This window comes from Salegentibacter lacus, from assembly GCF_020164555.1.
GTDB classification, from domain to species: domain Bacteria; phylum Bacteroidota; class Bacteroidia; order Flavobacteriales; family Flavobacteriaceae; genus Salegentibacter; species Salegentibacter lacus.
On sequence record NZ_JAIQZB010000016.1, the window covers coordinates 63,457 to 86,058 of the forward strand.

A 22,602-nucleotide genomic window follows, 5' to 3' on the forward strand; every position below is an offset into this window, starting at 1 on the left:
AAAGTTTTCTTTCCAATTTTAGTTTTCATCGGGAAAACGAATATAATCGGGAGAAACGGGGCGTGAAGCCTCGCTATTTTCAGTTTCACTATTTAAAGACTGAATCTCGGTATTTGCAATTTTTCTAATCAATTCTTTAAAAGTATCGAAATCTACAGAATAAGATATACCAATACCCTGGGTAAAGCCTATTTCCTCTCCTATAAACTGAATATTATTTTCCCTGTTAAAAACCTTGGCTCTTAAAGTCCCATCTTCATTTAATAAGAAATCGATTTCCAAGTCACCAACAATAACAGATTCGGTTACTCCGCCAATGGGCACTCCAACCTGGCCGTTTATAATTACCCGATCGCTAATTTGGGTAGAAAGCGTTAATCCAAAACGATCTACGGTTTGTTGATCTGGGGTGCGATCGCCCTGTACATAATTAACACCCACCTGGAACTTACCATCGTCCCCGGCAAAAATATCGTTTACTATACTTGACGCCCTTTCTGCCAAAGTTCCCGTAATCGCATTTTGCCTCAAACCAAATTCACTATAAAAAGCTCCCTGGGTAACCAGGAATAATGCCTGTAATTCTTTACTGGAACGGTCGTCCATTCTATATTCTAATTCAGATCTCACCACAGAACTGGCATTTGGGAAAGCAATATCAAAAGTAATATCTGGTTGTTCTATTTCTCCCTGAAGATTAATAACTACTTCAACAGGGATTTTTCTGTTAATCGATGGGTTTTCCAGTAAAACTGCGGGATTGGCATTTAAAGCATAAATGGCGCTTACATCCAGTTGCGCATCTGTAGGATCCCCATTCCAGTTAATGCTACCCCCAGATTCTACATTAAAAACTTTTTGGACCAGCCCGGCATATTTAAAGTTATACACGCCTTCATAAACAACGAAATCACCCCACATATTAAACTTGCCACTGGTATTAATTTCCAGAAGCAAATTCCCTGAACCACGTCCCCTTAAAGTGCTACCACTGGTTTGGTCTACCACTACTTCTACTTCAGCATCATTTGTGATATCCAGGTCAAAAATAAGTTCTAAACCGGTCACTTCAGGAAGTTCTATGGTTTCTCCGGCTTCACGGGCTGCTTTTTCTTCAGGGCTTAAGAAATGAATGTAAGAGTTATCTCCAACCGATTCAGTATCACTCAAAGGAATTTTAAAAACGGTTCCACGCTCGGTTGTGGCTGTAACATCTATGACTAATTGATCAGTAGGGCCAACGATACTTGCATCGCCGCTAATAAACGCTGTCCCATAATAAAGAGCATCTTCATCCCCTTCAGTATCTAAAACCAGAAGCCTGTCGGTATCAATATTAAGGTCTAAATCCCATTCGGTAAAATTTGTATGACCTATACTACCATTAAGAATTCCGGTTGTTTGGTATTTGGTATCTACGATTTCAACATCATCAAATACAAATTCCTGCTGAGTTAAATTAACTACGGCTTCATCTTTAAAATCCAGGTCAATGTTAAGGTAAGGGACTCTTAAACCTGCATTTTCGAGACTTAACTCTCCCGCGAAATCGGGATTCTTATAATTTCCGGAAACCTGGGCATTTCCCGAAGCAGCACCCCTAATATTGCTAAGTACTTCCCCTCCTAAAGGACTAAAAGCAGCGAGATTTAATTCATCTAAATCAATATCCATATCAATGGTAGGTTCATTTCCGCTAACATTTATACTTCCAATGGCATTTAAAGATTCATTCCCGTTTTTACGCAAATTTGCATTTATAGCGTAATTCGTAAGGTTTTCATTTCCTTCTACCTCAAGAACCAGGTTACCCAGCAAATTATCATTAATATTTAAAGAATCTACCCGTAGGTTTGTATTAGGATAATAGGCCCCGCTTTCCTGTAGTAAATCAAATTTACCATTAAGTGTTCCGGCAAGGTCAAGGCTATCTATATGTGGGGTGATTTTTCCAATATCAACATTGTCAAATTCCATTTTAAAATCCTTATAAGTGGAATCCCGCATCACACCGCTAAGCCTTATTTCCTCATTTTTATGATTCATTACTAAAGAATCTATGGCAAAATCTTTAAAATCGAGGTCAAAGACTATTTTATTGTTTTTGTTGCCTTCTTCATTTATATACCAGGTATTATTTTTAAAAGTAAGATCGGACCGCTGAACACCAACTACCGATTTATTTTCTTCGTTAATCGTGTGAAAGAGATTGAGATTAAAGAAATCTTCATTGTTCTTTCCTCCCTGAAATTCAGATCTTATAAACAGTGTGTCACGCTGTGTTACGTTAATGAAGCTGAATTCTGAAAAATTGTAAAAGTCTGTTGAAACGCTATCAGCATCAAAATAGGTGTTATATATAGGGTTTGTGTTATCTACGTTTAGATTAACGGTTTCCATCATATTTCCGAAGATATCTATCCTGGGCGAACGGAAATTCACTTTAAACTCAGATTCATCTGAAGCTAAATGCCCGCGAATAAAAGTATTTGGTGCCAGGTTAATTTCCGGATAAAAAACTTCTATAATCTTATTATAAATATCAAAATCGAATTCCAGGTATTGGTTATTGGTAATTGTCCTAGGTTGATAATTAGTATAAATACTTCCCAGGGAATTCTCGATTAAAGGTCTTATTTCTGAAAGCTTAAAATCTCCTGTAATTTCCCCGCTTATCACATCGGGAGAGTTAATACTTAAGGTTCTTTCCCTGCCTTCAAAACTTGAAGTAACACTGAAATCATCGAAATAATAAAGATCGTTCTGATTTTGATAAGAAGTATTCAATAATAAAATTTCACCAAAAGCATCATCGATATCAGTTCCTTTCATATTCATAATCACATCACCTTTAAAAATAGAAAGGCTATCGCGAGAAACAAAATTGAGCGCATTAAGATCGGCATAACCTATAGATGCTTCAAAATCGTAGTTATTAATATCTTCAGAAAGGTCGGCTAACCCATTGAATTCCATTTGCAGGTTAGGATCTCTAGCCATTAATAACCCATTAAAAACAGGATTTCTAAGATTCCCTATAACTCTAATACTTTGATAAGTATACCCGTTGAATTGCAATTTAGAAATTTGCCCTTTTAATTCGGCATCCAGGGTTTCAGCGTCAAAACCGGTACCATCTATATCCAGATTGAAACTGGTTTTCCCCAGACTTTCATTATTGGCCAGTTTTCCAATATTTACATCTTCAAAAATTAGTTTTCCCTCGTAGGTAACGTCTCTGGTATTATTAAATCCGCGTAGAACCACATCAGCTTCAGCTGAACCTAATTGGGTATTTATAATCACATCGGCATCTAAATTTGAACTGGTAACTAAGGCGTCTCCCTGCATTCTTAAATTGCCAAATTCGCGAAGGCTTTCAGGTAGTTTTCCCTGAAGGTCACCGGGCAATAAATTCACGAGATCGTAATAATTAGTAGTGAAATCGCTAAAATTTCCGGTAAGTTTAAAATCTTCCCCACCTTTGGAAAAGGCGCCTTCAATATTAACATGTCCAACTACCCTGCTACGATCCATCCCGGTTAGCTCTAGATTTGGAAGAACAAAATCGTTTAAAGTACCATTTATATCGGTATTTAATTGCATAATCTGGTCCTCACCAAAATTGGCATAAAAAGTCTGTAGATCGGTACTAGAAATAATACTTTCAGTAAAAGTTCCTGATATTTCTACTTTATTTACAAAATCAGAAAAATACTCGGTTTCATAATTAAATTCAAGATCTCCTTTAACTAAAGATTGCGGAGTTTGGATAGCGAGATTATCCATTATCATTCGCTGGGGACTATAGAAAAAATTTGTACTCAAATTATCTATTCTTAATCCGCGCTTTTCATAGCCTTTAAGTCCTTCGATATTAACATCTATCTCAGGTCCATTGATTTTTAAATCTGTGGCATAAATATTTAGATCATCCAGGACCACGAATTCAGGGTTTTCACTCTCTTCGTTTATAAAACTGTAATAGCCATTGTTAATTTCAACCCTGTCAACCAAAAGCTCAAACTGCGTAGAATCTCCTGTAGGTTCTGTGCTTAACTGCTGAATAAAATAGGCAAGATTATCCCTGTCTTCTCCTTTATATTTCCGCATATTTAATTCTAAACCATCTAAGTAGGTTTTGCCCAAATGTGGCTTATTGCTAAAGAGATTTGAAATTCCTAAAAGGGAAGTGCGTAATTCTTTTGAAAAAATTAAGGTATCTTTATGATGGTCTTCAATGTAAATTCCGCTAATTTTCACTCTCCCAAAATAAGTTAAACTTACCCGGTCTACAGAAATATTTACATTATTGTTTTCGTTAATAGAAGTAGTAATTCGGCTAGCAACACCTGTTTGAACAGCAGGAATGGAGAAAACGATCAAAATTATGATAAAAAGTAAAACCAGCGCAACCACTGTTCTAGTTAATATTTTCCAGAATTTTTTGATACGCTTTTATATTTTAACTTTGTACACAATATTAACAATTTCTATGCCCCTTATTTCTTAATGGCCTCACAAAATATTTACATATTAGGGATCGAATCTTCCTGCGACGATACGGCTGCTGCTGTACTGCATAACGGCAAAATACTGTCTAACATTGTTGCAACCCAGGAAGTTCATCAAAAATACGGTGGTGTGGTTCCAGAACTCGCTTCCAGAGCTCATCAGCAAAATATAGTTCCTGTGATCCACCAGGCCATAGCCAGGGCAAATATCGGGAAAAAAGATATATCTGCAATTGCTTTTACACGTGGTCCTGGTCTTATGGGATCTTTGCTTGTAGGCACCTCATTCGCAAAATCTTTATCACTTGGTTTAGGTATTCCGCTTATAGAAGTAAATCATATGCAGGCGCATATTCTTGCTCATTTTATTGAAGAAGAAAACTTTAAAAAACCTACTTTTCCATTCCTGGCATTGACTATAAGTGGCGGGCATACCCAAATTGTAAAAGTTTCTAATTATTTTGAAATGGAAGTAATTGGCGAAACTACAGATGACGCCGTAGGCGAAGCTTTCGATAAAAGCGCTAAAATTTTGGGTCTACCCTATCCTGGTGGACCTTTAATCGATAAATATGCGCAGGAAGGTAATCCTAAAGCTTTTCCATTTCCGAATCCAAAAGTGCCCGATTTGAATTTTAGTTTTAGCGGTTTTAAAACTTCTGTGCTTTATTTTGTACAAAAGCAAACCAAAGAGAATCCTGATTTTGTTGCAGAAAATTTAAAGGATATTTGCGCTTCTATTCAGTTTTCTATTGTTAGGATCTTAATGGATAAGCTTAAAAAAGCCGTAAAACAAACCGGCATTAACCAAATTGCTATCGCCGGTGGGGTTTCGGCAAACAGTGGGATTAGGAACGCACTTATGGAAGCTGAAAAGAAATATGGTTGGACCTGTTTTATTCCGAAATTCGAATACACTACAGATAATGCTGCAATGATTGCCATTGCTGGACATTATAAGTTTTTAAAAAAAGATTTTTCAGATTTTGCTATTACCGCACAGGCACGCTACAAATTTTAACCGATGCAACTTTTTTATACCCCGAATATTGAAAAAACTGATAAACAAATTGTCTTTCCCAAAGATGAAAGTCGACATATTGCGAAGGTTTTACGAAAAAATCCGGGTGATACTTTAAAAGTTACTAATGGAAAAGGTTTTCTTTTTACTGCGGAAATCATAACAGCTGACCCAAAACAATGTTTAGCTAAAATAGTTGATGTTGAGGAAGAAAATTCGAAAAAATATCGTTTACACCTTGTGGTTGCACCCACAAAAATGAACGACAGGTACGAGTGGTTCCTGGAAAAAGCAACCGAAATTGGAATTGACGAAATCACACCCATAATTTGCGATCATAGCGAAAGAAAAACAATAAAGCTGAATCGCTACGAAAGGGTTTTGCAAAGCGCGATGAAACAATCCCTGCATTTTAGCCTACCGATTATAAACGAAGCGATTAATTTTTCCGATTTTATAGCAGCTAATACTGAAGGACAAAAATTTATCGCTCATTGCGAGGACGGAATGGAACGCTTTTCATTGAAAAATGAAGCTAAACCAAAAGAGAATATAACTATCCTAATTGGTCCTGAAGGTGATTTTTCTCCTGAAGAAATAAAATTAGCGATGGGAAATAACTGGAAAGCTGTAAGTTTAGGCAAAAGCCGTTTACGAACAGAAACAGCAGCCTTAGTGGGCTGCCATACTGTTGCTCTTATTAATGAGGATTAATCAATTTTTTCACCCTGATGTTGCATTTAAAAAAATATTCTTTTCTATTCCTTTTTTTTGGTTTTTGCCAGTTTTTAACTGCCCAGGAGATTGCACTTTTAAAATACAACGGCGGTGGCGATTGGTATGCAAATCCCACATCGTTACCTAATCTTATAACTTTTGCAAACAATAATATAGGGACCAGTTTAAATGCCAAACCCGTCACTGTCACCCCGGGAAATTCAGATATTTTTCAATATCCATTTGTCCATATGACGGGCCACGGGAATGTGATTTTCAACGACAAAGAAGCTGAAAATCTTAGAAACTACTTGTTAAGCGGTGGTTTTCTTCATATAGACGATAACTACGGAATGCAGCAATATTTAGAAAAGGAATTGCAAAAGGTATTTCCGGAGAAAAAACTGGAAGAACTGCCAGCAAACCATCCTATTTTCAATACTGCTTTTAGTTTTCCTCGCGGTTTACCCAAAATTCACGAGCACGATAATAAACCGCCACAGGCTTTAGGAATTTTTGATAAAAATAGACTGGTACTTTTGTTTACCGTAGAAAGTGATCTTGGCGATGGTTGGGAAAGCCCGGAGGTTCATAACGATCCTGAAGAAGTAAGACTAAAAGCATTACAGATGGGAGCCAATATTTTAAAATATGCATTTGAAAATTAATGGAACAACTCTCCCATTTTGATAAAAAATTCAGCAAAGAAAAATTTCCGGTAATTCTTCTGTTAGACAATATTACCGGTGAAGCCAATATAGGCAGCATCTTTAGACTCGCCGATGCTTTTAATGTAGATAAAATTGTGTTTTCAGGAGTTGAACCAAACCTTAACAGCAGAAGGCTTCAAAAAACTGCCAGAAATACACATAAAACGGTTGCACACGAATTTACCGAGGATGTGATTGCTTTTACTCAAGACTCAAAAATTAACTGCAAGGTTTATGCACTGGAAATTACTTCAGCCAGCATTCCAGTTGAACATTTTCAATATTCCGAAGAGAAAAAAGGTATCGTCTTAATTTTGGGAAATGAAGCGTCAGGAATAAATAAAGAATTATTAAAAATTTCAGATAAACATTTGCATATCAATATGTTTGGGCAAAACAGTAGTATGAACGTTGCACAGGCTGCAGGAATAGCATTATACGAAATATCAAAAACAATATTTGCTTTCGCTAAGAAATAATATATTTACCTCGTGAATTCAAAATCAATTACTTTAGGGATTTTAAGGGCAACAGGAATAATGATTGGTATTATTCTATTGCTGTATTTTTTATGGGAAATCCAATCGGTATTGGTTTATATAGCTATCGCCGCTGTAATTTCCCTGGTTGGGCGGCCTGTGGTTATCTTTTTAAGACAGCGGTTAAAAATACCCAATCAGCTTTCAGTAATTATAGTGCTTATTCTTGTTCTCGCTATATTCGCGGGCATCATCCTTGTTTTCGTACCTATTGTGATTGAGCAAAGTCAATATCTAAGTCGAATAGACATGGAAGCTTTTAGAAGCGACGTTTATGAGCTAAATAATCAGATAAATAATTATTTAGGTGTAGAAGAGATTAATTTAATTGAAGGCTTAAAACAAAGTGAATTTATAAGAAATTTTGATATTGGTGCGGTACCAAGGTTGCTGAACAATCTTTTTAGTATTTTAGGCGCCACTTTAATCGCTATTTTTTCTATACTTTTTATTTCATTTTTCTTGCTAAAAGACAGTAAATTAATGTTGAATAGTATCCTGGTTTTTGCCAACCAGGGAGACGAGAAGAAGTTTCAGCGAGTATTTAATAAAATTAAAATATTATTATCTCGTTATTTTGTGGGGCTAACGCTACAAATCACTGTTTTATTTGTGCTTTACGCTATTTTACTAAGTGTTTTTGAAATAAACAATCCTATCGCGATTGCCTTTATTTGTGCTTTTCTGAATCTCGTACCCTATTTAGGGCCTCTTTTTGCCGGGATTTTAATGGCGCTTTTCGTAATTTCCAGTAATCTTGGAGCCGATTTCCAGTTGATTATTTTGCCTAAATTGGGTTATATTATGCTTGGCTATGCTATTTGCCAACTTATAGATAATATGATTTCTCAACCTATGATTTTTGGTGCGAGCGTGAGATCACATCCTTTAGAAATTTTCCTTATTATTCTTATTGCCGGTATTATGTTTGGCATTACAGGGATGGTTGTCGCTGTTCCTTTCTATACAGCTCTAAAAGTAATCGCCAAAGAATCTTTAAGTGAATACAAGATCGTAAAACGACTTACCCGAGACCTTTAAACTCTGCATTTTGAATAAAGCGCTATTAAATGAAGAGGTTGAGGAGTTCTTAAGGAAAAACCTGAATACAACTCCAGCTGAATTAGCGCTGCGCCGAAGTCCATTTCCTGATATTTCCTCTTCAGAATTGGCACAACAGTTAACCGGATTGCAAAAGGCTGAAAAGAAATTACCAACCTGGTTTAAGCAAGCCCGAATTTACTATCCGGAAAAGCTGAATTTAGAGCAAACTTCCTCTGAAACTACGGCGAAATACAAAGCTTCACTGCTTAAAGGCGATACACTAATCGATTTAACCGGAGGTATGGGAGTAGACGATTACTATTTTGCTGAAAATTTTAAAGAAGTCATTCATTGCGAGCTGAATCGCGAATTATCTGAAATTGCAGCACATAATTTCAAACAATTAGGGCGAAAAAATATTTTTTTTAGAAATGAAGATAGCATTGCGGTTTTAAAAGATTCTGATCAAAGCTTCGATTCTATATATGTAGATCCCGCTCGTCGGGACGATGCGGGAGGAAAAGTCTTTAAGCTAGCAGATTGCTTACCGAATGTCCCGGAAAATATTGATTTGTTATTTAGTAAAAGTGCTGCGATTCTCATTAAAACCTCTCCTCTGCTCGATCTACAGGCTGGAATTTCAGAATTAAAATTCGTAGCTGAAATTCATATCATTGCCGTTAATAATGAAGTAAAAGAATTACTGTGGATGCTAAAAAAAGATGATACTTCAGCAACTAAAATAAAAACGAGGAATTTTACTAAAACCGGCCTTGAAGAATTTGAAGGAATTTTTAAAAAAACTGCTTCTGAAATAAACTATTCCCTACCTAAAAATTTCATTTACGAGCCCAATGCAGCCATAATGAAAAGCGGACTTTTCGAAGAAGTTACGCATCAAACGCAAACTTCAAAACTACATCCCAATTCTCATTTATATACTTCAGAAATGGAAATTAATTTTCCCGGTAGAAAATTTAAACTAAATGATATTCAAGAATATAAACCTGGTATATTAAAGAAAAAGTTTAAGGGAATAAAAGGTAATATTACGGTTAGGAACTTTCCTGAAAGTGTAGAAATTTTAAGAAAAAAGCTAAAAATAAAAGATGGTGGCAAAAACTATTTATTCTTTACCACCAATACTAAAAACGAAAAAATCGTACTATTTTGTGAAAAATGCTAAGCGCGCTCTTGCAACCTATCTTTCACAAATTCTACCTTAGTTTTCCCGTGCGGTGTTGGTTTACCATTTTCATCTAAAGTCACCATAATCACTTTATCTATAGTAATAATAGTATGCCGTGTCATTTTATTTCTAACCTCACATTTTAAAGTTAGTGAGGTAGTACCAAATTTTAGTACTTCAATTCCAATTTCAACAATATCGCCCTGTCTCGCAGAATGCTGAAAATTGATCTCACTCATATATTTAGTGACACACTTTGAATTTTCCAGCTGAATAATGCTATACAAAGCACATTCTTCGTCTATCCAGGCCAATAAATTCCCTCCAAACAAAGTTCCATTTGGGTTTAGGTCTTCAGGTTTAATCCATTTTCTGGTATGAAATCTCATATTTTTATTTTAAAAATAACCATAAATTACGGGCTGGTAAAAGCTTTTCAAAGTTTTACCAACTCCTTAAAATTAATCAGATTATTTTAGATTTTAATAAAAAAGGACTAAGGAATTTTTAATCCTATAAATAATTTTTAGCAGCTTCAATGATTTCAGCGTGATCAAAAGCCAATTCTGGTAAATCCTCAATACTAACCCATTGAGCTTCTGCAGCGTCATCAGCAGCTTTTAATTTTTCCTCATTAAATATTCTGCTTACAAAGGCTATAGATATCGTTCTTCCCCTGGGATCACGACCGGGAGCTCCAAACGCCCTTACCTGCTCCATAGTTTCTACTGCAACGCCCGTTTCTTCTTTCAATTCGCGTTTGGCAGCGGTTACCAAATTTTCTGTTTCTGAAATAAAGCCACCTGGTAATGCCCATTTGCCTCCAAACGGATCGTTTTTTCTTTTTATAAGCAAGACTTTAAATTCATTATTTGCATTGCAAAACACTACACTATCTACGGTTACTGCTACTTCTTGTTGTTTCATTTTAATTTAAGGTTTTAGGTATTTTTATATCTGTTTTAAATCTTTTGTTGAATTTCTCTATAAAGTATGCCGAAAGTAATGGAGATGCTTCCTCTACATTTTGATGCACAAAAAAGTAAACATTCTCCAGGCCTTCTTTATGCCATTCCTCCAGCCTATCCAACCAATCGTCTAATCTTGTATAATCTGAGCTATGATTGGCTCCGTTGTATCTTATAAATGCAGTGGTATTGCTTAATCGCATATGAATTAGATCGCGTCTTCCAGCGGTATCGGTAATTACGTGCGCTACATTTCTTTTTTTAAGGAACTCATAAAGTTCGTTGGCTGCTTTTTCATCTGCATACCACTCTTTGTGTCTCAATTCTGCTGAAAGCGGAATTTCCTTTGGCCAATGGGTAAAAAAATTGTTCAACCTGTCAATAAACTTTGGCGCAAAGTTTCCTGGCATTTGCAGAAAAACCATTCCCAATTTCTCCTTTAACTGAAACAGATTTTTTACAAAATCATCGGTCAGCTCTTCGGTTTCGTTGAGTCGTTTTAAATGGCTTATAAGCCTTGGGACTTTCGGGAAAAACTTAAAATCATCATCGGCTTTTCCATACCATTTTTCAAACTGCTCTTCAGGATACATTCTATAGAAAGAACCATTGAATTCTATACTATTAAACTGCGAAGAGTAGTAAACAAGCTCATCTTTCGTCCCCCTTGGGTAAAAATTCTTTAGGTCCTTCCTACCCCATTTCGCACAGCCTATACGAACATCTTTAAATTCACCTCTATTTTCATTCTTGTTTAGAATTTTAATGGTGTCAGGATGAGTTTCAGGCAGTGTATAATCAATATCCTCGGGGTTTTCTACTTTTCCAAAGTCCATAGTTTCCGACTAATATTTGTTAAAGTAAACGGTTTTTCTATTGGTAAATTCCTGAATTCCGTGATGAGATAATTCCCTTCCGTATCCTGAAATTTTGGTTCCGCCAAATGGTAACCTAGGATCGCTTTTCACAAGCTCGTTTACAAACACAGCCCCATCTTCAAATCGTGGAACTATTTTAAGCGCGAAATCTTCGTCTTCGGTAAAAATGGAAACTCCAAGACCAAAACTTGAGGAATTAACCAGGTCTATCGCTTCTTCTTCATCTTTAAATTCAGTTACGGAAATCGCCGGACCAAAGGTTTCCTCATCAAAAACAGGCATTCCTTCTTTTGCGCCGGTAATTATTGTTGGTTCAAAGTAAGTACCGTCTCTTTTTCCGCCTAAAACAATCTTAGCACCCTTTTTTACCGAATCTTTAACCTGGTCTTCTAAATCTTCTGCCAAACTTTCCTTAGCCATTACACCTATAAAAGTATCTTCATCCATTGGGTCGCCACTTTTCAGTTCGCGCACCTGGCGGGTAAATTCTTCTAAGAAATCTTCAGCTATATCTTTTTGCAGCAGCAAACGTTTCCCGGCAATGCAACTTTGTCCCGTATTTTGAAAACGGGCCTGTACGCAGGTTTTTACGCTTTCAGCAAGGTTGGCATCTTTAAAAACCACCAGCGCATTGCTGCCCCCAAGTTCTAAAACCGATTTCTTGATCTCTTCTCCGGCAATAGAAGCTACACTGCTGCCTGCTCTTTCGCTACCGGTTAAAGTCACGGCTTTTACTTTTTTATTTCGAATTATACTTTCTACTTTCTTGCTACCTATCACAAGATTTTGAAAACAATCGTCTGGGAAACCTGCCTTTTCGAATACTTTCTGAATATTATTAGCAGAAAGCATTACGTTACTGGCGTGTTTTAAAATACCGATATTTCCCGCCATGAGCGCGGGAGCGGCAAACCTGAATACCTGCCAGAAAGGATAATTCCACGGCATTACGGCCAATACTACTCCTAACGGCTCATAAGCAACATAGGAGCTTTTCGCATCGGTTTTTATCTTTTCATCTTTTAATTGAGATTCAGCGTTTTCAGCATAATATTCGCAAACCCAGGCACATTTCTCAACTTCAGCGATGGCCTGGGAAATTGGTTTTCCCATTTCTTTGGTAATCGCTTCAGCGTATTCCCGGGAATTGTCTTTAAGTTCTTTTGCGGCTTTCATCATTAAATTACTTCGCTCTGCAAAAGAAGTTTCCCGCCAGGACTTGAACCTGGAATGAGCTCTTTTTATACATTTTTCAACTTCGGTATCAGTTAATTCGTGGTGGCTGGTGATTTCTTCTCCGGTATATGGATTTCTTGAAACTATCATTGTTTGATTAAAGTTTTTAAATTTTGGTTGATTTAGGCTTCCAACTAAAGATAAAAAGAAGAATAGGCTTAGACAGGGCGATTAAGACGATTTTAACGTGCAGAATGTTTATAAGTAGTTTACAAGTCTTTAAACAGGCTCGAATTTTGAGGTTTAAAGTTTATTAAATTTAAGAAAACTAGTTCTTATGATACCACGTGACCTTCAATTAGTAGCACTTAGGCCAGAAATTCCTTCGGCCAGAGTTTCAGAAAACATGAGTTTAGACGAACAATTTCAGAACAAAACTTTACGGCCTATCGCCAAACTTCAGGATGAACTCCTGCTGGAAGTTTTTAGAAATTACACTAAAAAGCACAAGAACAAATTCTATGAATTAAAACTTGAAAAGCGCTTTATCTACATTGAAAATGCTATCCAAAAGGATATAAAATTTAGAAATAGCTTAAAGGGAATAATAATAGGACAATTCACTTTAAAAGAATATGCTACTTATATCGAGAATTCTTCGGCCTTGAATAAGCGAATGATGAATATTGTTAAAGAGCGCTTACAGAGTAATATTCAACTTTTAGAAGAGGAAGTAGCGTACTAGGATCCCGATTAGGATAGTGATTGCGAAACTCATTAGCGTTCCTATGAGCACGTATTCGGTCTGCTTTCTCGCACTGGCATCGGTTTTATCGCTAAAGCGTAAAATAGATTTTGCGGCGATAAGAAATCCTATTGCCGAAAAATTTTCAGTGAGAATAAAAGTTAGTACCAGAATTCTTTCAAAAATACCTATATACCGGCCTGCAGCTTCCAGGCTATGACTTTGGCCATTAGGTTGAAGTTCGTTATGCCAACGTCGGGTGGCTTTGCCAATTAAAAAACCCGTTGGAAAAATAACCAATAAATATCCTATTATAATTGCTAAAATTACCGGAGTAGAAAAGGCTTCAGCAATAAAAGGAATCAATTCTGAAAAGCCTTCAATGAGATAAATCCAGACCAAAATTATAATGAAAATATGCCAAAACTGATCTATTAAAAACAATTTTAAAGTATCTCTTTTATGCTGAAGTTTCCATAAATCGATAAAAAAGTGACTAACACTAATCACTATTGGTATATACCATAAGTGCCATTCCTGCAGAAAAAGATAGGTAAGAAATCCTGCTAAAAAAGAATGGAAATATAAAAACCAAGAACCCAACTTTTTCTCCCTTTTTTGTTTTACCAGTTTGGTAGGTTGCAGCACAAAATCGGTTAAAATATGTGCCAGGAGGAGTTGAAGCAAGATTAGTGTATTTTCTTCCATAATTAAAAACTCTGGGCAGTTACATTTTTAAAACGTTTCATCAAAACCGAAATTGCTTCCCAGCCACAAGCCTTTTTACGCTGATTTACCGCCGATTGGCTAATTTTCAATATCTCTGCGATCTCGGTTTCTTTCATTCCTTTTAATAAATAATAAACCACTTCTGCAGAAGCCTGGCTCCATTTTTCCATCACGGCATCTAATAAAAATAAACTCGCATTAAATTCAGAATTTAAGGTTTCTAAAGGGGTTTTTAAACGGATTTTCCTGGATTCATTTTTCATTTCATCTAAAGTTCTTCCTGAAAATTGAAAAGCCTGCCCGTTAGATTCAGCCATAGAATTTCCTTTATAATCAAAACTACCAATACCTATAGCTATTTTTACGTCGGCTAAAGGGCTTGCGGGTTTTTGATCTTTCAGTTTCACTTTATTTATTAAACTTTTTAATCTCAATGCGATTTGTAATGAATCCTTAAACTGAGAAATAACACCCTGAAAACTATCACCCCTGTAAATTTTAAAATCTATTTCGTCTTCAGGATATTCCTGCTGTAATTTTTCAAATTCTGAATTTAGATTCTTTAGAATTTCATCTAAAAGAGCTTCAGAATAATTTGAAGAATCTACTAAATCGGCTGTAATTACGGCTATCATAATTCCAAATATATAAAAAATATTAGTCTATAAACTTATATTTGCTATTTATAAGCCTTAAGACTTATGTTAAAAGTTTATAAGTCTATATCCTTATAATGAAAATTGGGAGTGTTATTAAATTTTTGCTAAAAGTTCTTTCAGCCTGTTTAGGTTATTTAATTTTAAAAAAATCAACAAAAAATAATATGGTAAGTAATAAGAAAGAACTTTATCTAAACTGTTTAGATGCTGTAAATAAGAAAATAGAAAGATACCAAAAGGAAATGGATCTCATTAAAGAATCTATGGAAGCCAATGATGTGAAAACAGATTATGATGAAGATAATAAAGGACAATTATTAGGTGATTTTGAAAAATATGCCGGTCGTTTAAGCGATGCCCAGGAAATGAAAGAAAGTTTAAGTAAAATAGATCCAGATCATTACAGCGAAGAAATAAACTTTGGCAGTGTAGTGGAAACCAGTGGGAACTATTATTTTATCTCGGTTCCTATAGGTGAAATCACGATGGAAGATGGAAGCAGCGTATATGCAATTTCAACTGAAGCCCCAATTTACCAGGAAATGGAAGGTAAAAAAGAAGGAGATACTTTTAACTTTAATAATGAAGAAGTAAAAATTACCGCAGTAGGCTAAACCCTATTCCGGGTATTCTACCCTGAGGTGAAAAATATTCTTAAGTTTACGCTTAAGGATTTTTTTCACCACTTGTATTTCTTTAAAAGTAATATTAGCGTTTAGGAATTGCTCTTCCTTCATTTGCTTATTTATAATCTTCTCTACAAAATTATCTATCACCCCGGCAGTAGGCTCTTTTAAACTTTTACTTGCAGCCTCTACACTATCACACATCATTAAGATCGCTGTTTCTTTGCTAAAAGGAATTGGCCCCGGATATCTAAAATCATCTGCAACGGCATTTTCATTATTTTCTTTCTCCTTCATATAAAAGAAATAAACCGTAGTGGTCCCGTGGTGTGTTCTAATAAAGTCGATCACCCTGTCTGGTAAATTATGCTTTTTGGCTATTTCAATCCCATTAATCACGTGATCTGTGATGATTTGGGCACTTTCTTTAGGTGCTAATTCATCATGAGAATTTACCGCCGAAGTTTGGTTTTCAGAAAAATAGGTAGGATTCTTCATCTTACCAATATCGTGATAAAGCGCTCCTACTCTAACCAACATTGCGTTAGCATTAATCTCATTAGCAGCAGCTTCAGCAAGATTCGCCACATTAAGGGAATGGTGAAAAGTTCCCGGAGCTTTTTCTGAAAGTTCTTTCAGTAATTTCGCATTGGTATCTGAAAGTTCCAGCAAAGACATATCTGAAACCATTCCGAAGATTTTTTCATAGATATAGATCAATGGCTGTACAAATAGCGTGGCCAGACCTCCAAGGAGAAAAGTAAGTAAGACTTCAGCTTCAACATCAGCAATATTTCCTTCCTGTATTACCGTAAAAGCAAAATAGGAAATAATATAAACCAGGGTGATCTGCCCTACTGAAATAAAGAGGTTTGCCCTTTTATAAAGTTCAGAAACCGTGAGTATGGTTACAATCCCCGCAATAATTTGCAGGAACATATACTCGTAACTGTTGGGCACAATAAAGCCTAAAAGTAAAACCGTAATTACGTGGGTAAACATTCCCAAACGGGCATCAAAAAATGCTTTTAAAGTAAGCGGTAAAATACACAGTGGTACCACATAAACGTAATCTATATTGAAATTGACTACCAATTTGGTGAGCAGCACCATAAAAAGAATGTTGAAGAAAATAAAAGTGACCTTTACATTGTTCTCAAAAATTTCTTCCCGGTATTTTCTTATAAATAATAGAAGCATTAAAAGTGCCAGGGCAACCAAAACACTATATCCTACAATTATCCATTTATAATTACTTTCACTCCAAACCTGCGATTCGTATTCATTTTTAAGCGATCTAAGAATATTGTATTTATTACCTTCTACCACTTCTCCACGTGCAATCACCCTACTCCCCTGCTCAATATTGCCACGGGTATAAGAAATATGGTCTAATTTACTTTGGAGCTCTCGCTGGGTGAATTCACTATCAAAACTTACATTAGGTTCTATAAGGTTAAAGAAAACTTCTAAAAGCTCATTTTCAAACTCTGAAAGATTAGATTCTTCAATCTCAGAATTCAAAAAATCCCTTACCTGATCCTGTTTTAAAATGTTTTTATAGGAAATTTCAAAAGCCTCATTCCCTTTACGTAAATAAACAAGTTGATTATCCTCAATGCGATTATTGACTTGCAGTAAACCAAATTCATAAACGTCTTCCAGGGTTTCATTTACAAAATTAAGAATTTGAGTTTCCCTGTTATTTAAGATACTATCAGGAAAAACTTCGGGTACCACCTCAGGTACTTCAGATTTTACCTGGGTAGGAATTTCCTGGTTAAACTGAAAATATGGAGTGTGGTTATTTATAATTTGCTGACGCTCTTCCTGTATCTCTTCTTCAGATTTTAAGATCGCAAAATCAAAAGGCGCATACAGATTTTCATACTGCCAGGGCTTTCCTTTAGGAATTTCGTATTTAAAATTTCCTCCTTTGGGTAGCAGGTAAACAATTAGCACCGCAGTAAGCGCAAATAAAAATACCTTGTAAAATAACGCCTGATTTTTATACAGGTTATTTACGAATTTCTTCATATAAATCGTGCTATTGCTCAAATGTACTAAAAAATAGCGGCCGAATGAGCGCTCTTGCTAAGTTCCTTATAAAATCACTAAATTCGCAAAAGAAGAAATAACTAAAACATAAATGATGAATAACGAAGTAGTAATTGTAAGCGCCGCAAGGACTCCAATTGGGAGTTTCTTGGGTAGCTTATCTACCGTAGAAGCTACCGATCTTGGTGCTGTTGCCATCAAAGGAGCTTTAAATAAAATTAATTTGAAACCTGAACTTGTACAGGAAGTTTTAATGGGAAATGTAGTGCAGGCCGGCGTTGGCCAGGCACCGGCACGACAGGCTGCTTTAAAAGCAGGAATTCCTGATTCGGTTCCATGTACTACCGTAAATAAAGTGTGTGCCAGCGGGATGAAAGCCGTAATGCAGGGTGCACAATCTATTATGCTGGGACAAAATTCTATAGTGGTTGCCGGTGGAATGGAAAATATGAGTTTAATTCCACATTATTTATACCATAGGAAAGGACAGAAATTTGGTCCGGCAAAAATGGAAGACGGAATGCAAAAAGACGGATTGGTAGATGCTTACGATCATAATGCAATGGGCGTTTGCGCCGATCTTTGTGCTACAGAACATAATTTTTCCAGAGAAGATCAGGATGCTTTTGCCATAAAATCTTACGAACGTTCAGCACAAGCCTGGGCCGACGGGAAATTTGATAACGAAGTTGTTCCTGTTGAAGTTCCGCAGCGAAAAGGAGATCCTATCGTTGTAAAAGAAGATGAGGAATTCAAGAATGTGAGAATGGATAAAATAACCTCACTTCGTCCAGCCTTCAGTAAAGATGGAACTGTAACTGCAGCCAATGCTTCTACCATTAACGATGGTGCCGGTGCCGTGGTTTTAATGAGTCGTGAAAAAGCTGAAGAATTAGGTTTGGAAATTCTTGCAAGTATTAAAGGTTTTGCAGATGCCGCCCAGGAACCAAAATGGTTTACCACTTCTCCAGCCAAAGCTTTGCCTTTAGCACTAAAAAATGCTGGCGTTGCCCAGGATGATATAGATTTCTTTGAATTTAACGAAGCTTTCTCTGTAGTTGGACTGGCTAATATGAAAATATTAGGAATAAGCGACGAAATCACCAATGTTCACGGTGGTGCTGTTTCCCTTGGTCACCCACTGGGTTGCAGCGGAGTGAGAATTCTAATCACTTTATTAAATGTGTTGCAGCAAAATAATGCTAAATTAGGAGCAGCCGCGATTTGTAATGGCGGTGGCGGTGCATCTGCAATGGTAATAGAGCGAAACTCTTAATTTTATATTTTTTATTGAATGCAATACGGAATTTGCCCCCTAAGCATTGTACCACTTCGCGAAACCACATCAAATAACAGCGAAATGGTATCTCAGGTTCTTTATGGAGAACATTTTAAAATACTTGAAGAACGCGCCCAATGGAGCAGGATTCGTGTTGCATTCGATAATTTTGAGGCCTGGATCTCAAATAAACAATTGCTTAAAATACCGGAAGAAACCTACTATCGGTTAGACGAAGCAATTCCAAATTATTCTGCCGATCTTTTTGATTTTGTAACCGATCAAAACGGCCATCTTATCACCGTACCAATTGGAGCTTCACTAAATGCCACAGATTTATTAAATCATCACTTTGAAGGGCATTCTGTTTCGGGTGAAAAACTTAAGGTGGAAATTGTAAAAACCGCACTATTGTATTTAAACAGCCCATATTCCTGGGGTGGAAAATCTCCATTGGGCATAGATTGCAGCGGACTTACGCAAATGGTTTACAAATTAAACGGCTACCAGTTAAATCGAAATTCAGCCGATCAGGCTAAACAGGGAGAAGCGCTAAGTTTTATTGAAGAAAGTGAAGCCGGTGACCTTGCCTTTTTTGATGATAAAGAAGGAGTGATAGATCACGTGGGCATTATGATGAACGATAATTACATTATCCACGTAGACGGAAAAGTGCGAATAGACCGAATTGACCATTCCGGGATCTTTAATGCTGAATTAAAACGGCACACCCACAAACTCCGGGTAATCAAAAAGATTATATAAATAAAATTATCGCTTCGAGCGCAGTCGAGTCGTCTTTGTTGAGGGATAAAATCTAGAAGTTTTACCTAAAATCGTGGAAAAGCTTTGGCTTTCTACTTTCTCTGGGAAATTTTAGTTTTTCAATTTCTTCTACAGAAGTTTTTTCTAACGCTACTTTCACTTTTAAGCCAGCTTGTAAATGTTCCTGAAGCTCACTAAATTCAGTAAAATCTTCTGGAATCCTAATCAGGATTTCATCGGTTTGAGTTTTATTTAGTCTTGCTTCAATTACAAAAATTTTCAAGGACTGAAATGCCGTAAGTAAATTTATAATTTGCTGCGGATAAAGCGTTGTGCCTTTTAGCTTGATCATTTGCTGTTTGCGTCCCACCGGTGTACTAATTCGCAATGATTCTCTTCCACATTTACAATTTTGCCCATAGAATTTCACCATATCCCCGGTAGCAAACCTTATTAAAGGCATTGTTTGAGTTTGCAATGGAGTGACGATCAATTCCCCGATTTCTCCCTCATTTACAGGTTCCTGATTTTCATCTAAAACTTCAGCAAAAATAAGTTCCGGAAGGCTGTGATTCCCGGTGTGAAATTCACATTCGGTAAAAGCAGTACCCATTTCGGTACTTGCGTAAGTAGAAAACAATTCGATATCCCAAAGTTCTTTTATTCTTTGTCCAAGAGAATTGAGGCTGAAATCTGGGTTTCGTAAAGGTTCACCAATACAAACCGCTGCTTTAACCGAAGAATTTTTATAGTCGATACCGTTTTGAATGGCAAAATCGATCAACTTTAATAAAAATGAAGGAACCGCCACCAGGAATTCGGGTTTAAACCTTTCTATAGATCCCCATTGCAAACCCGGAAGCCCACTGCCGGTTCTTATAATTCCTGCTCCCAATTTTCGTAAACCAAGAAAATATGCCATCCCGGCCATAAATCTGCGGTCTAACGTGGTGGTGACTTGTACCACGCTGGATTTCTTAACCCCAAGCATCTCAAAAGATCTGCGCTCATTTTCAGCCAGTCTATCCAGATCTGCATCATTTAAAGCAAAACTCACGGGGTTTCCCAAAGTTCCGGAAGTTGTTACATAATCTATGATTTCATCTTCGGGAACTGAAACAAACTCTTTATTATAATGTTGTAAATCTTCTTTTGTGGTAATTGGAATCTGCCTGAAATCTTTATAAGACTGAATTTCCGCAATATTTATTTTATTACTTTGAAAATGCTTTTTGTAGAATGGAGAATTTGCAGCAACATAATTTAACTGCTTTTTCAGCAATTTTTCATTATTATTTATTTCGTAAAAATTCGTCATTTAAAGTCTGCGGTAAGATTTTTTAATCATTTTATCCAAATATTCTTCGTCTGGCAAGGTAGTCACTTCCCTCCTTTTAGCCTGTTTATAATCAATCACCGCTTTTTTATATTCTTTTTGCTGAAAATAATAATCTCCGGTAATTTTATAAACTTCCCAGAAATGCGGATTTAAAAATTTAAGCTCATTGATTTTTTCTTCGGAAACCTTTTCTTCAACTAAAATTGCTTCATTAATTTCCCGACTTAATTTTCTATATTTTTCGTAATCTTTATAAGCCTCGGTATTTACAAAAGGATCTTCGGCAATAGTTTCATCAGTCATAACACTTCCTGAAATATTCCCTCGCTCAAAACTTTTAAAAGCCTCATCCAGATCATAAGAAACAAACGCACCTAATTGATAAGGATTAGCTGAAACCCAAACTTTTCGTTCTTCCGGCTTAAAAATGATACCGTGATGAGCAAGCAGCTGATTTATGGCCATTTCATTTCCCATCCCTAATTTTGAACCTTTTAAACCTTCTTTATTCCTTAAAATATCAGCAGCTTTTTCAGGCGTCAATTGCTCCTTTTCAGAAAGTAATTCCTGCATTTTATCAAATCGATATTGCGTATGACTTTCCTCTATGGTTTTTAAGTTCCGATTATCTTTCGCATAAGCTTCACTTTGAAAATGGTTGCTACACACTAGTTCATTGGTGTTTTCAACTTCGTAAACACCGAAATTTCCAGGCGCTACTTCTATTAAAATTGCCTTCCGTTCATTTGCACTTCCCACCATAATAGATTCTGAAACAAAAACTTCTCGCTTTCTAGCGATTTCTATGGCTTCTGCAGTTGAAGATGCATATTGCAAGATCTCACGAGCAACCAAACTAATTGGAGTTTTGGCCTGCAACGGAATTTTACTTTTTCCTGCATTTATCGTTACACTAATTCCTTCCTGGTTCATCCCGCTTACAGATCCAATCATTCCGGCCCAGGTGTACATCATAAACTTATAGCCATTATCAGGATTGACAAAAGCAGCTATTTTTTCCTCGGCAAATTCATCTCCCGCATAAAAATCGAAATTTCTGCCTAAAAGCAATTGGCCATCTTCCGTTTTATCGTTCCATGCGGCAAAAGAAGTACAGCCCACCAGCATTAAATCCTGTAGTGCGTGGCCAATATCGTGTGCCCCATGAAAATAGAGCATTCTTATATAAGCCGGCGCAAAATCGTTGTATTTCTCCAACCCAAAAAGGGAAGTCCCGTAAATTTCCTGTTTATATTCTTCCGGGACGTGCAGGTACATTTTACGGTTAAACCAGGCTACTGTCTTTTTTAGAAAATTGCGATAACCGGTTTTGGGAACCAATTCATAGATTTTCTCCATAAATGCAGTTTCCTGTTTGTGCATCAATTCTCGGGTTAAGCTTCCACTTATTACACCCCGCTCCAGGGCATCACCTTCAACGTAGAGCTCCCAAATTCCGTGTTTATTTTTATAAAGGGAATTCTTCCCAATTTTATAATGATTGTCGCTAATTTTGGTTCTGGTAGTATCTATTTTTTCTATGCCGGTAATATCGGGCCGGTCTTCCATAGATCGTTTTACTCCGCAGGAATTTAAGAGGATTAGAATCCCAAAAACAACCGATATTTTGGATAAAATCAACTTCA

Annotated in this window: 20 protein-coding genes; 10 read left to right on the forward strand and 10 right to left on the reverse strand. The window is 36.4% G+C overall.

Annotated features, from left to right (window positions below; all coding sequences use genetic code 11):
• Positions 1 to 18: 18 nt before the first annotated feature.
• Positions 19 to 4,386: a translocation/assembly module TamB domain-containing protein gene (locus LB465_RS13405; protein ID WP_224470376.1), complete on the reverse strand. Its 4,368-nt coding sequence runs from the start codon at positions 4,384 to 4,386 to the stop codon at positions 19 to 21.
• A gap of 126 nt (positions 4,387 to 4,512) precedes the next feature.
• Between LB465_RS13405 and tsaD the strand changes: the two genes are divergently transcribed.
• Genes tsaD through LB465_RS13435 form a run of 6 tightly spaced genes read left to right on the forward strand, consistent with a single transcriptional unit; the run spans position 4,513 to position 9,731 of the window.
• Positions 4,513 to 5,535 carry a tRNA (adenosine(37)-N6)-threonylcarbamoyltransferase complex transferase subunit TsaD gene (gene tsaD / locus LB465_RS13410; protein ID WP_224470377.1) on the forward strand — a complete coding sequence of 341 codons (1,023 nt, stop codon included), beginning with the start codon at positions 4,513 to 4,515 and terminating at the stop codon, positions 5,533 to 5,535.
• Positions 5,536 to 5,538: 3 nt separating this feature from the next.
• A complete protein-coding gene (locus LB465_RS13415; RefSeq protein WP_224470378.1) occupies positions 5,539 to 6,249 on the forward strand; it encodes a 16S rRNA (uracil(1498)-N(3))-methyltransferase in 711 nt (236 codons plus the stop codon).
• Between the two features lie 17 nt (positions 6,250 to 6,266).
• Complete coding sequence (locus LB465_RS13420) at positions 6,267 to 6,920, forward strand: DUF4159 domain-containing protein (protein ID WP_224470379.1); 654 nt, start codon at positions 6,267 to 6,269, stop codon at positions 6,918 to 6,920.
• Positions 6,920 to 7,441 (forward strand): TrmH family RNA methyltransferase, encoded by a 522-nt coding sequence (locus LB465_RS13425; RefSeq protein ID WP_224470380.1) that lies wholly within the window; start codon positions 6,920 to 6,922, stop codon positions 7,439 to 7,441. The genes LB465_RS13420 and LB465_RS13425 overlap by 1 nt, the downstream gene beginning before the upstream one ends.
• Positions 7,442 to 7,501: 60 nt before the next feature.
• Positions 7,502 to 8,542: an AI-2E family transporter gene (locus LB465_RS13430; RefSeq protein WP_237690527.1), complete on the forward strand. Its 1,041-nt coding sequence runs from the start codon at positions 7,502 to 7,504 to the stop codon at positions 8,540 to 8,542.
• 10 nt (positions 8,543 to 8,552) lie between these two features.
• Positions 8,553 to 9,731 carry a class I SAM-dependent methyltransferase gene (locus tag LB465_RS13435; protein ID WP_224470382.1) on the forward strand — a complete coding sequence of 393 codons (1,179 nt, stop codon included), beginning with the start codon at positions 8,553 to 8,555 and terminating at the stop codon, positions 9,729 to 9,731.
• Here the strand turns inward: LB465_RS13435 and LB465_RS13440 are convergent.
• The 4 genes from LB465_RS13440 to LB465_RS13455 form a co-directional block, all read right to left on the reverse strand.
• Positions 9,728 to 10,123 carry an acyl-CoA thioesterase gene (locus LB465_RS13440; RefSeq protein ID WP_224470383.1) on the reverse strand — a complete coding sequence of 132 codons (396 nt, stop codon included), beginning with the start codon at positions 10,121 to 10,123 and terminating at the stop codon, positions 9,728 to 9,730. The genes LB465_RS13435 and LB465_RS13440 overlap by 4 nt on opposite strands.
• Before the next feature lie 124 nt (positions 10,124 to 10,247).
• A complete protein-coding gene (locus LB465_RS13445; protein ID WP_224470384.1) occupies positions 10,248 to 10,661 on the reverse strand; it encodes an NUDIX domain-containing protein in 414 nt (137 codons plus the stop codon).
• A gap of 1 nt (position 10,662) precedes the next feature.
• A complete protein-coding gene (locus LB465_RS13450; protein ID WP_224470385.1) occupies positions 10,663 to 11,538 on the reverse strand; it encodes a DUF72 domain-containing protein in 876 nt (291 codons plus the stop codon).
• A 9-nt stretch (positions 11,539 to 11,547) separates the two neighbouring features.
• On the reverse strand, positions 11,548 to 12,906 hold the full coding sequence (locus LB465_RS13455) for an NAD-dependent succinate-semialdehyde dehydrogenase (protein WP_224470386.1): 1,359 nt from the start codon (positions 12,904 to 12,906) through the stop codon (positions 11,548 to 11,550).
• A 187-nt stretch (positions 12,907 to 13,093) separates the two neighbouring features.
• Here LB465_RS13455 and LB465_RS13460 point away from each other — a divergent pair, with 187 nt between their 5' ends.
• A complete protein-coding gene (locus LB465_RS13460; protein ID WP_224470387.1) occupies positions 13,094 to 13,501 on the forward strand; it encodes a glyoxalase in 408 nt (135 codons plus the stop codon).
• Here the strand turns inward: LB465_RS13460 and LB465_RS13465 are convergent.
• Positions 13,478 to 14,209, reverse strand: a complete 732-nt coding sequence (locus tag LB465_RS13465) for a DUF3307 domain-containing protein (protein WP_224470388.1) — start codon at positions 14,207 to 14,209, stop codon at positions 13,478 to 13,480. The genes LB465_RS13460 and LB465_RS13465 overlap by 24 nt on opposite strands.
• 2 nt (positions 14,210 to 14,211) lie before the next feature.
• Positions 14,212 to 14,865: a SatD family protein gene (locus LB465_RS13470; RefSeq protein ID WP_224470389.1), complete on the reverse strand. Its 654-nt coding sequence runs from the start codon at positions 14,863 to 14,865 to the stop codon at positions 14,212 to 14,214.
• 188 nt (positions 14,866 to 15,053) lie between these two features.
• Between LB465_RS13470 and LB465_RS13475 the strand changes: the two genes are divergently transcribed.
• Complete coding sequence (locus LB465_RS13475) at positions 15,054 to 15,503, forward strand: GreA/GreB family elongation factor (RefSeq protein ID WP_224470390.1); 450 nt, start codon at positions 15,054 to 15,056, stop codon at positions 15,501 to 15,503.
• A 3-nt stretch (positions 15,504 to 15,506) separates the two neighbouring features.
• Here LB465_RS13475 and LB465_RS13480 read toward each other — a convergent pair whose 3' ends face one another.
• Positions 15,507 to 17,552 carry an HD family phosphohydrolase gene (locus LB465_RS13480; protein ID WP_224470391.1) on the reverse strand — a complete coding sequence of 682 codons (2,046 nt, stop codon included), beginning with the start codon at positions 17,550 to 17,552 and terminating at the stop codon, positions 15,507 to 15,509.
• A gap of 115 nt (positions 17,553 to 17,667) precedes the next feature.
• Between LB465_RS13480 and LB465_RS13485 the strand changes: the two genes are divergently transcribed.
• The gene (locus LB465_RS13485) at positions 17,668 to 18,849 is read left to right on the forward strand and encodes an acetyl-CoA C-acyltransferase (RefSeq protein WP_224470416.1); all 1,182 of its coding nucleotides are present in this window, start codon (positions 17,668 to 17,670) and stop codon (positions 18,847 to 18,849) included.
• Positions 18,850 to 18,867: 18 nt separating this feature from the next.
• A complete protein-coding gene (locus tag LB465_RS13490) occupies positions 18,868 to 19,617 on the forward strand; it encodes a C40 family peptidase (RefSeq protein WP_224470392.1) in 750 nt (249 codons plus the stop codon).
• 61 nt (positions 19,618 to 19,678) lie between these two features.
• Here the strand turns inward: LB465_RS13490 and LB465_RS13495 are convergent, their stop codons facing one another.
• Complete coding sequence (locus LB465_RS13495; RefSeq protein WP_224470393.1) at positions 19,679 to 20,935, reverse strand: phenylacetate--CoA ligase family protein; 1,257 nt, start codon at positions 20,933 to 20,935, stop codon at positions 19,679 to 19,681.
• Positions 20,936 to 22,594, reverse strand: coding sequence for a C45 family autoproteolytic acyltransferase/hydolase (locus LB465_RS13500; RefSeq protein WP_394370938.1), 1,659 nt, complete (start codon positions 22,592 to 22,594; stop codon positions 20,936 to 20,938).
• Positions 22,595 to 22,602 lie beyond the last annotated feature (8 nt).

What these genes read in the sequence shown, in the direction of transcription:
- LB465_RS13450 (WP_224470385.1), bottom strand. Translation starts at nt 11,538, where the DNA reads ATGGACTTTGGAAAAGTAGAAAACCCCGAGGATATTGATTATACACTG.
- LB465_RS13480 (WP_224470391.1), bottom strand. Translation starts at nt 17,552, where the DNA reads ATGAAGAAATTCGTAAATAACCTGTATAAAAATCAGGCGTTATTTTAC.
- LB465_RS13460 (WP_224470387.1), top strand. Translation starts at nt 13,094, where the DNA reads ATGATACCACGTGACCTTCAATTAGTAGCACTTAGGCCAGAAATTCCT.
- LB465_RS13495 (WP_224470393.1), bottom strand. Translation starts at nt 20,935, where the DNA reads ATGACGAATTTTTACGAAATAAATAATAATGAAAAATTGCTGAAAAAG.
- LB465_RS13430 (WP_237690527.1), top strand. Translation starts at nt 7,502, where the DNA reads ATGATTGGTATTATTCTATTGCTGTATTTTTTATGGGAAATCCAATCG.
- LB465_RS13445 (WP_224470384.1), bottom strand. Translation starts at nt 10,661, where the DNA reads ATGAAACAACAAGAAGTAGCAGTAACCGTAGATAGTGTAGTGTTTTGC.
- LB465_RS13425 (WP_224470380.1), top strand. Translation starts at nt 6,920, where the DNA reads ATGGAACAACTCTCCCATTTTGATAAAAAATTCAGCAAAGAAAAATTT.
- LB465_RS13485 (WP_224470416.1), top strand. Translation starts at nt 17,668, where the DNA reads ATGAATAACGAAGTAGTAATTGTAAGCGCCGCAAGGACTCCAATTGGG.
- LB465_RS13440 (WP_224470383.1), bottom strand. Translation starts at nt 10,123, where the DNA reads ATGAGATTTCATACCAGAAAATGGATTAAACCTGAAGACCTAAACCCA.
- LB465_RS13465 (WP_224470388.1), bottom strand. Translation starts at nt 14,209, where the DNA reads ATGGAAGAAAATACACTAATCTTGCTTCAACTCCTCCTGGCACATATT.
- LB465_RS13455 (WP_224470386.1), bottom strand. Translation starts at nt 12,906, where the DNA reads ATGATAGTTTCAAGAAATCCATATACCGGAGAAGAAATCACCAGCCAC.
- LB465_RS13475 (WP_224470390.1), top strand. Translation starts at nt 15,054, where the DNA reads ATGGTAAGTAATAAGAAAGAACTTTATCTAAACTGTTTAGATGCTGTA.
- LB465_RS13420 (WP_224470379.1), top strand. Translation starts at nt 6,267, where the DNA reads ATGTTGCATTTAAAAAAATATTCTTTTCTATTCCTTTTTTTTGGTTTT.
- LB465_RS13415 (WP_224470378.1), top strand. Translation starts at nt 5,539, where the DNA reads ATGCAACTTTTTTATACCCCGAATATTGAAAAAACTGATAAACAAATT.
- LB465_RS13490 (WP_224470392.1), top strand. Translation starts at nt 18,868, where the DNA reads ATGCAATACGGAATTTGCCCCCTAAGCATTGTACCACTTCGCGAAACC.
- LB465_RS13470 (WP_224470389.1), bottom strand. Translation starts at nt 14,865, where the DNA reads ATGATAGCCGTAATTACAGCCGATTTAGTAGATTCTTCAAATTATTCT.
- tsaD (WP_224470377.1), top strand. Translation starts at nt 4,513, where the DNA reads ATGGCCTCACAAAATATTTACATATTAGGGATCGAATCTTCCTGCGAC.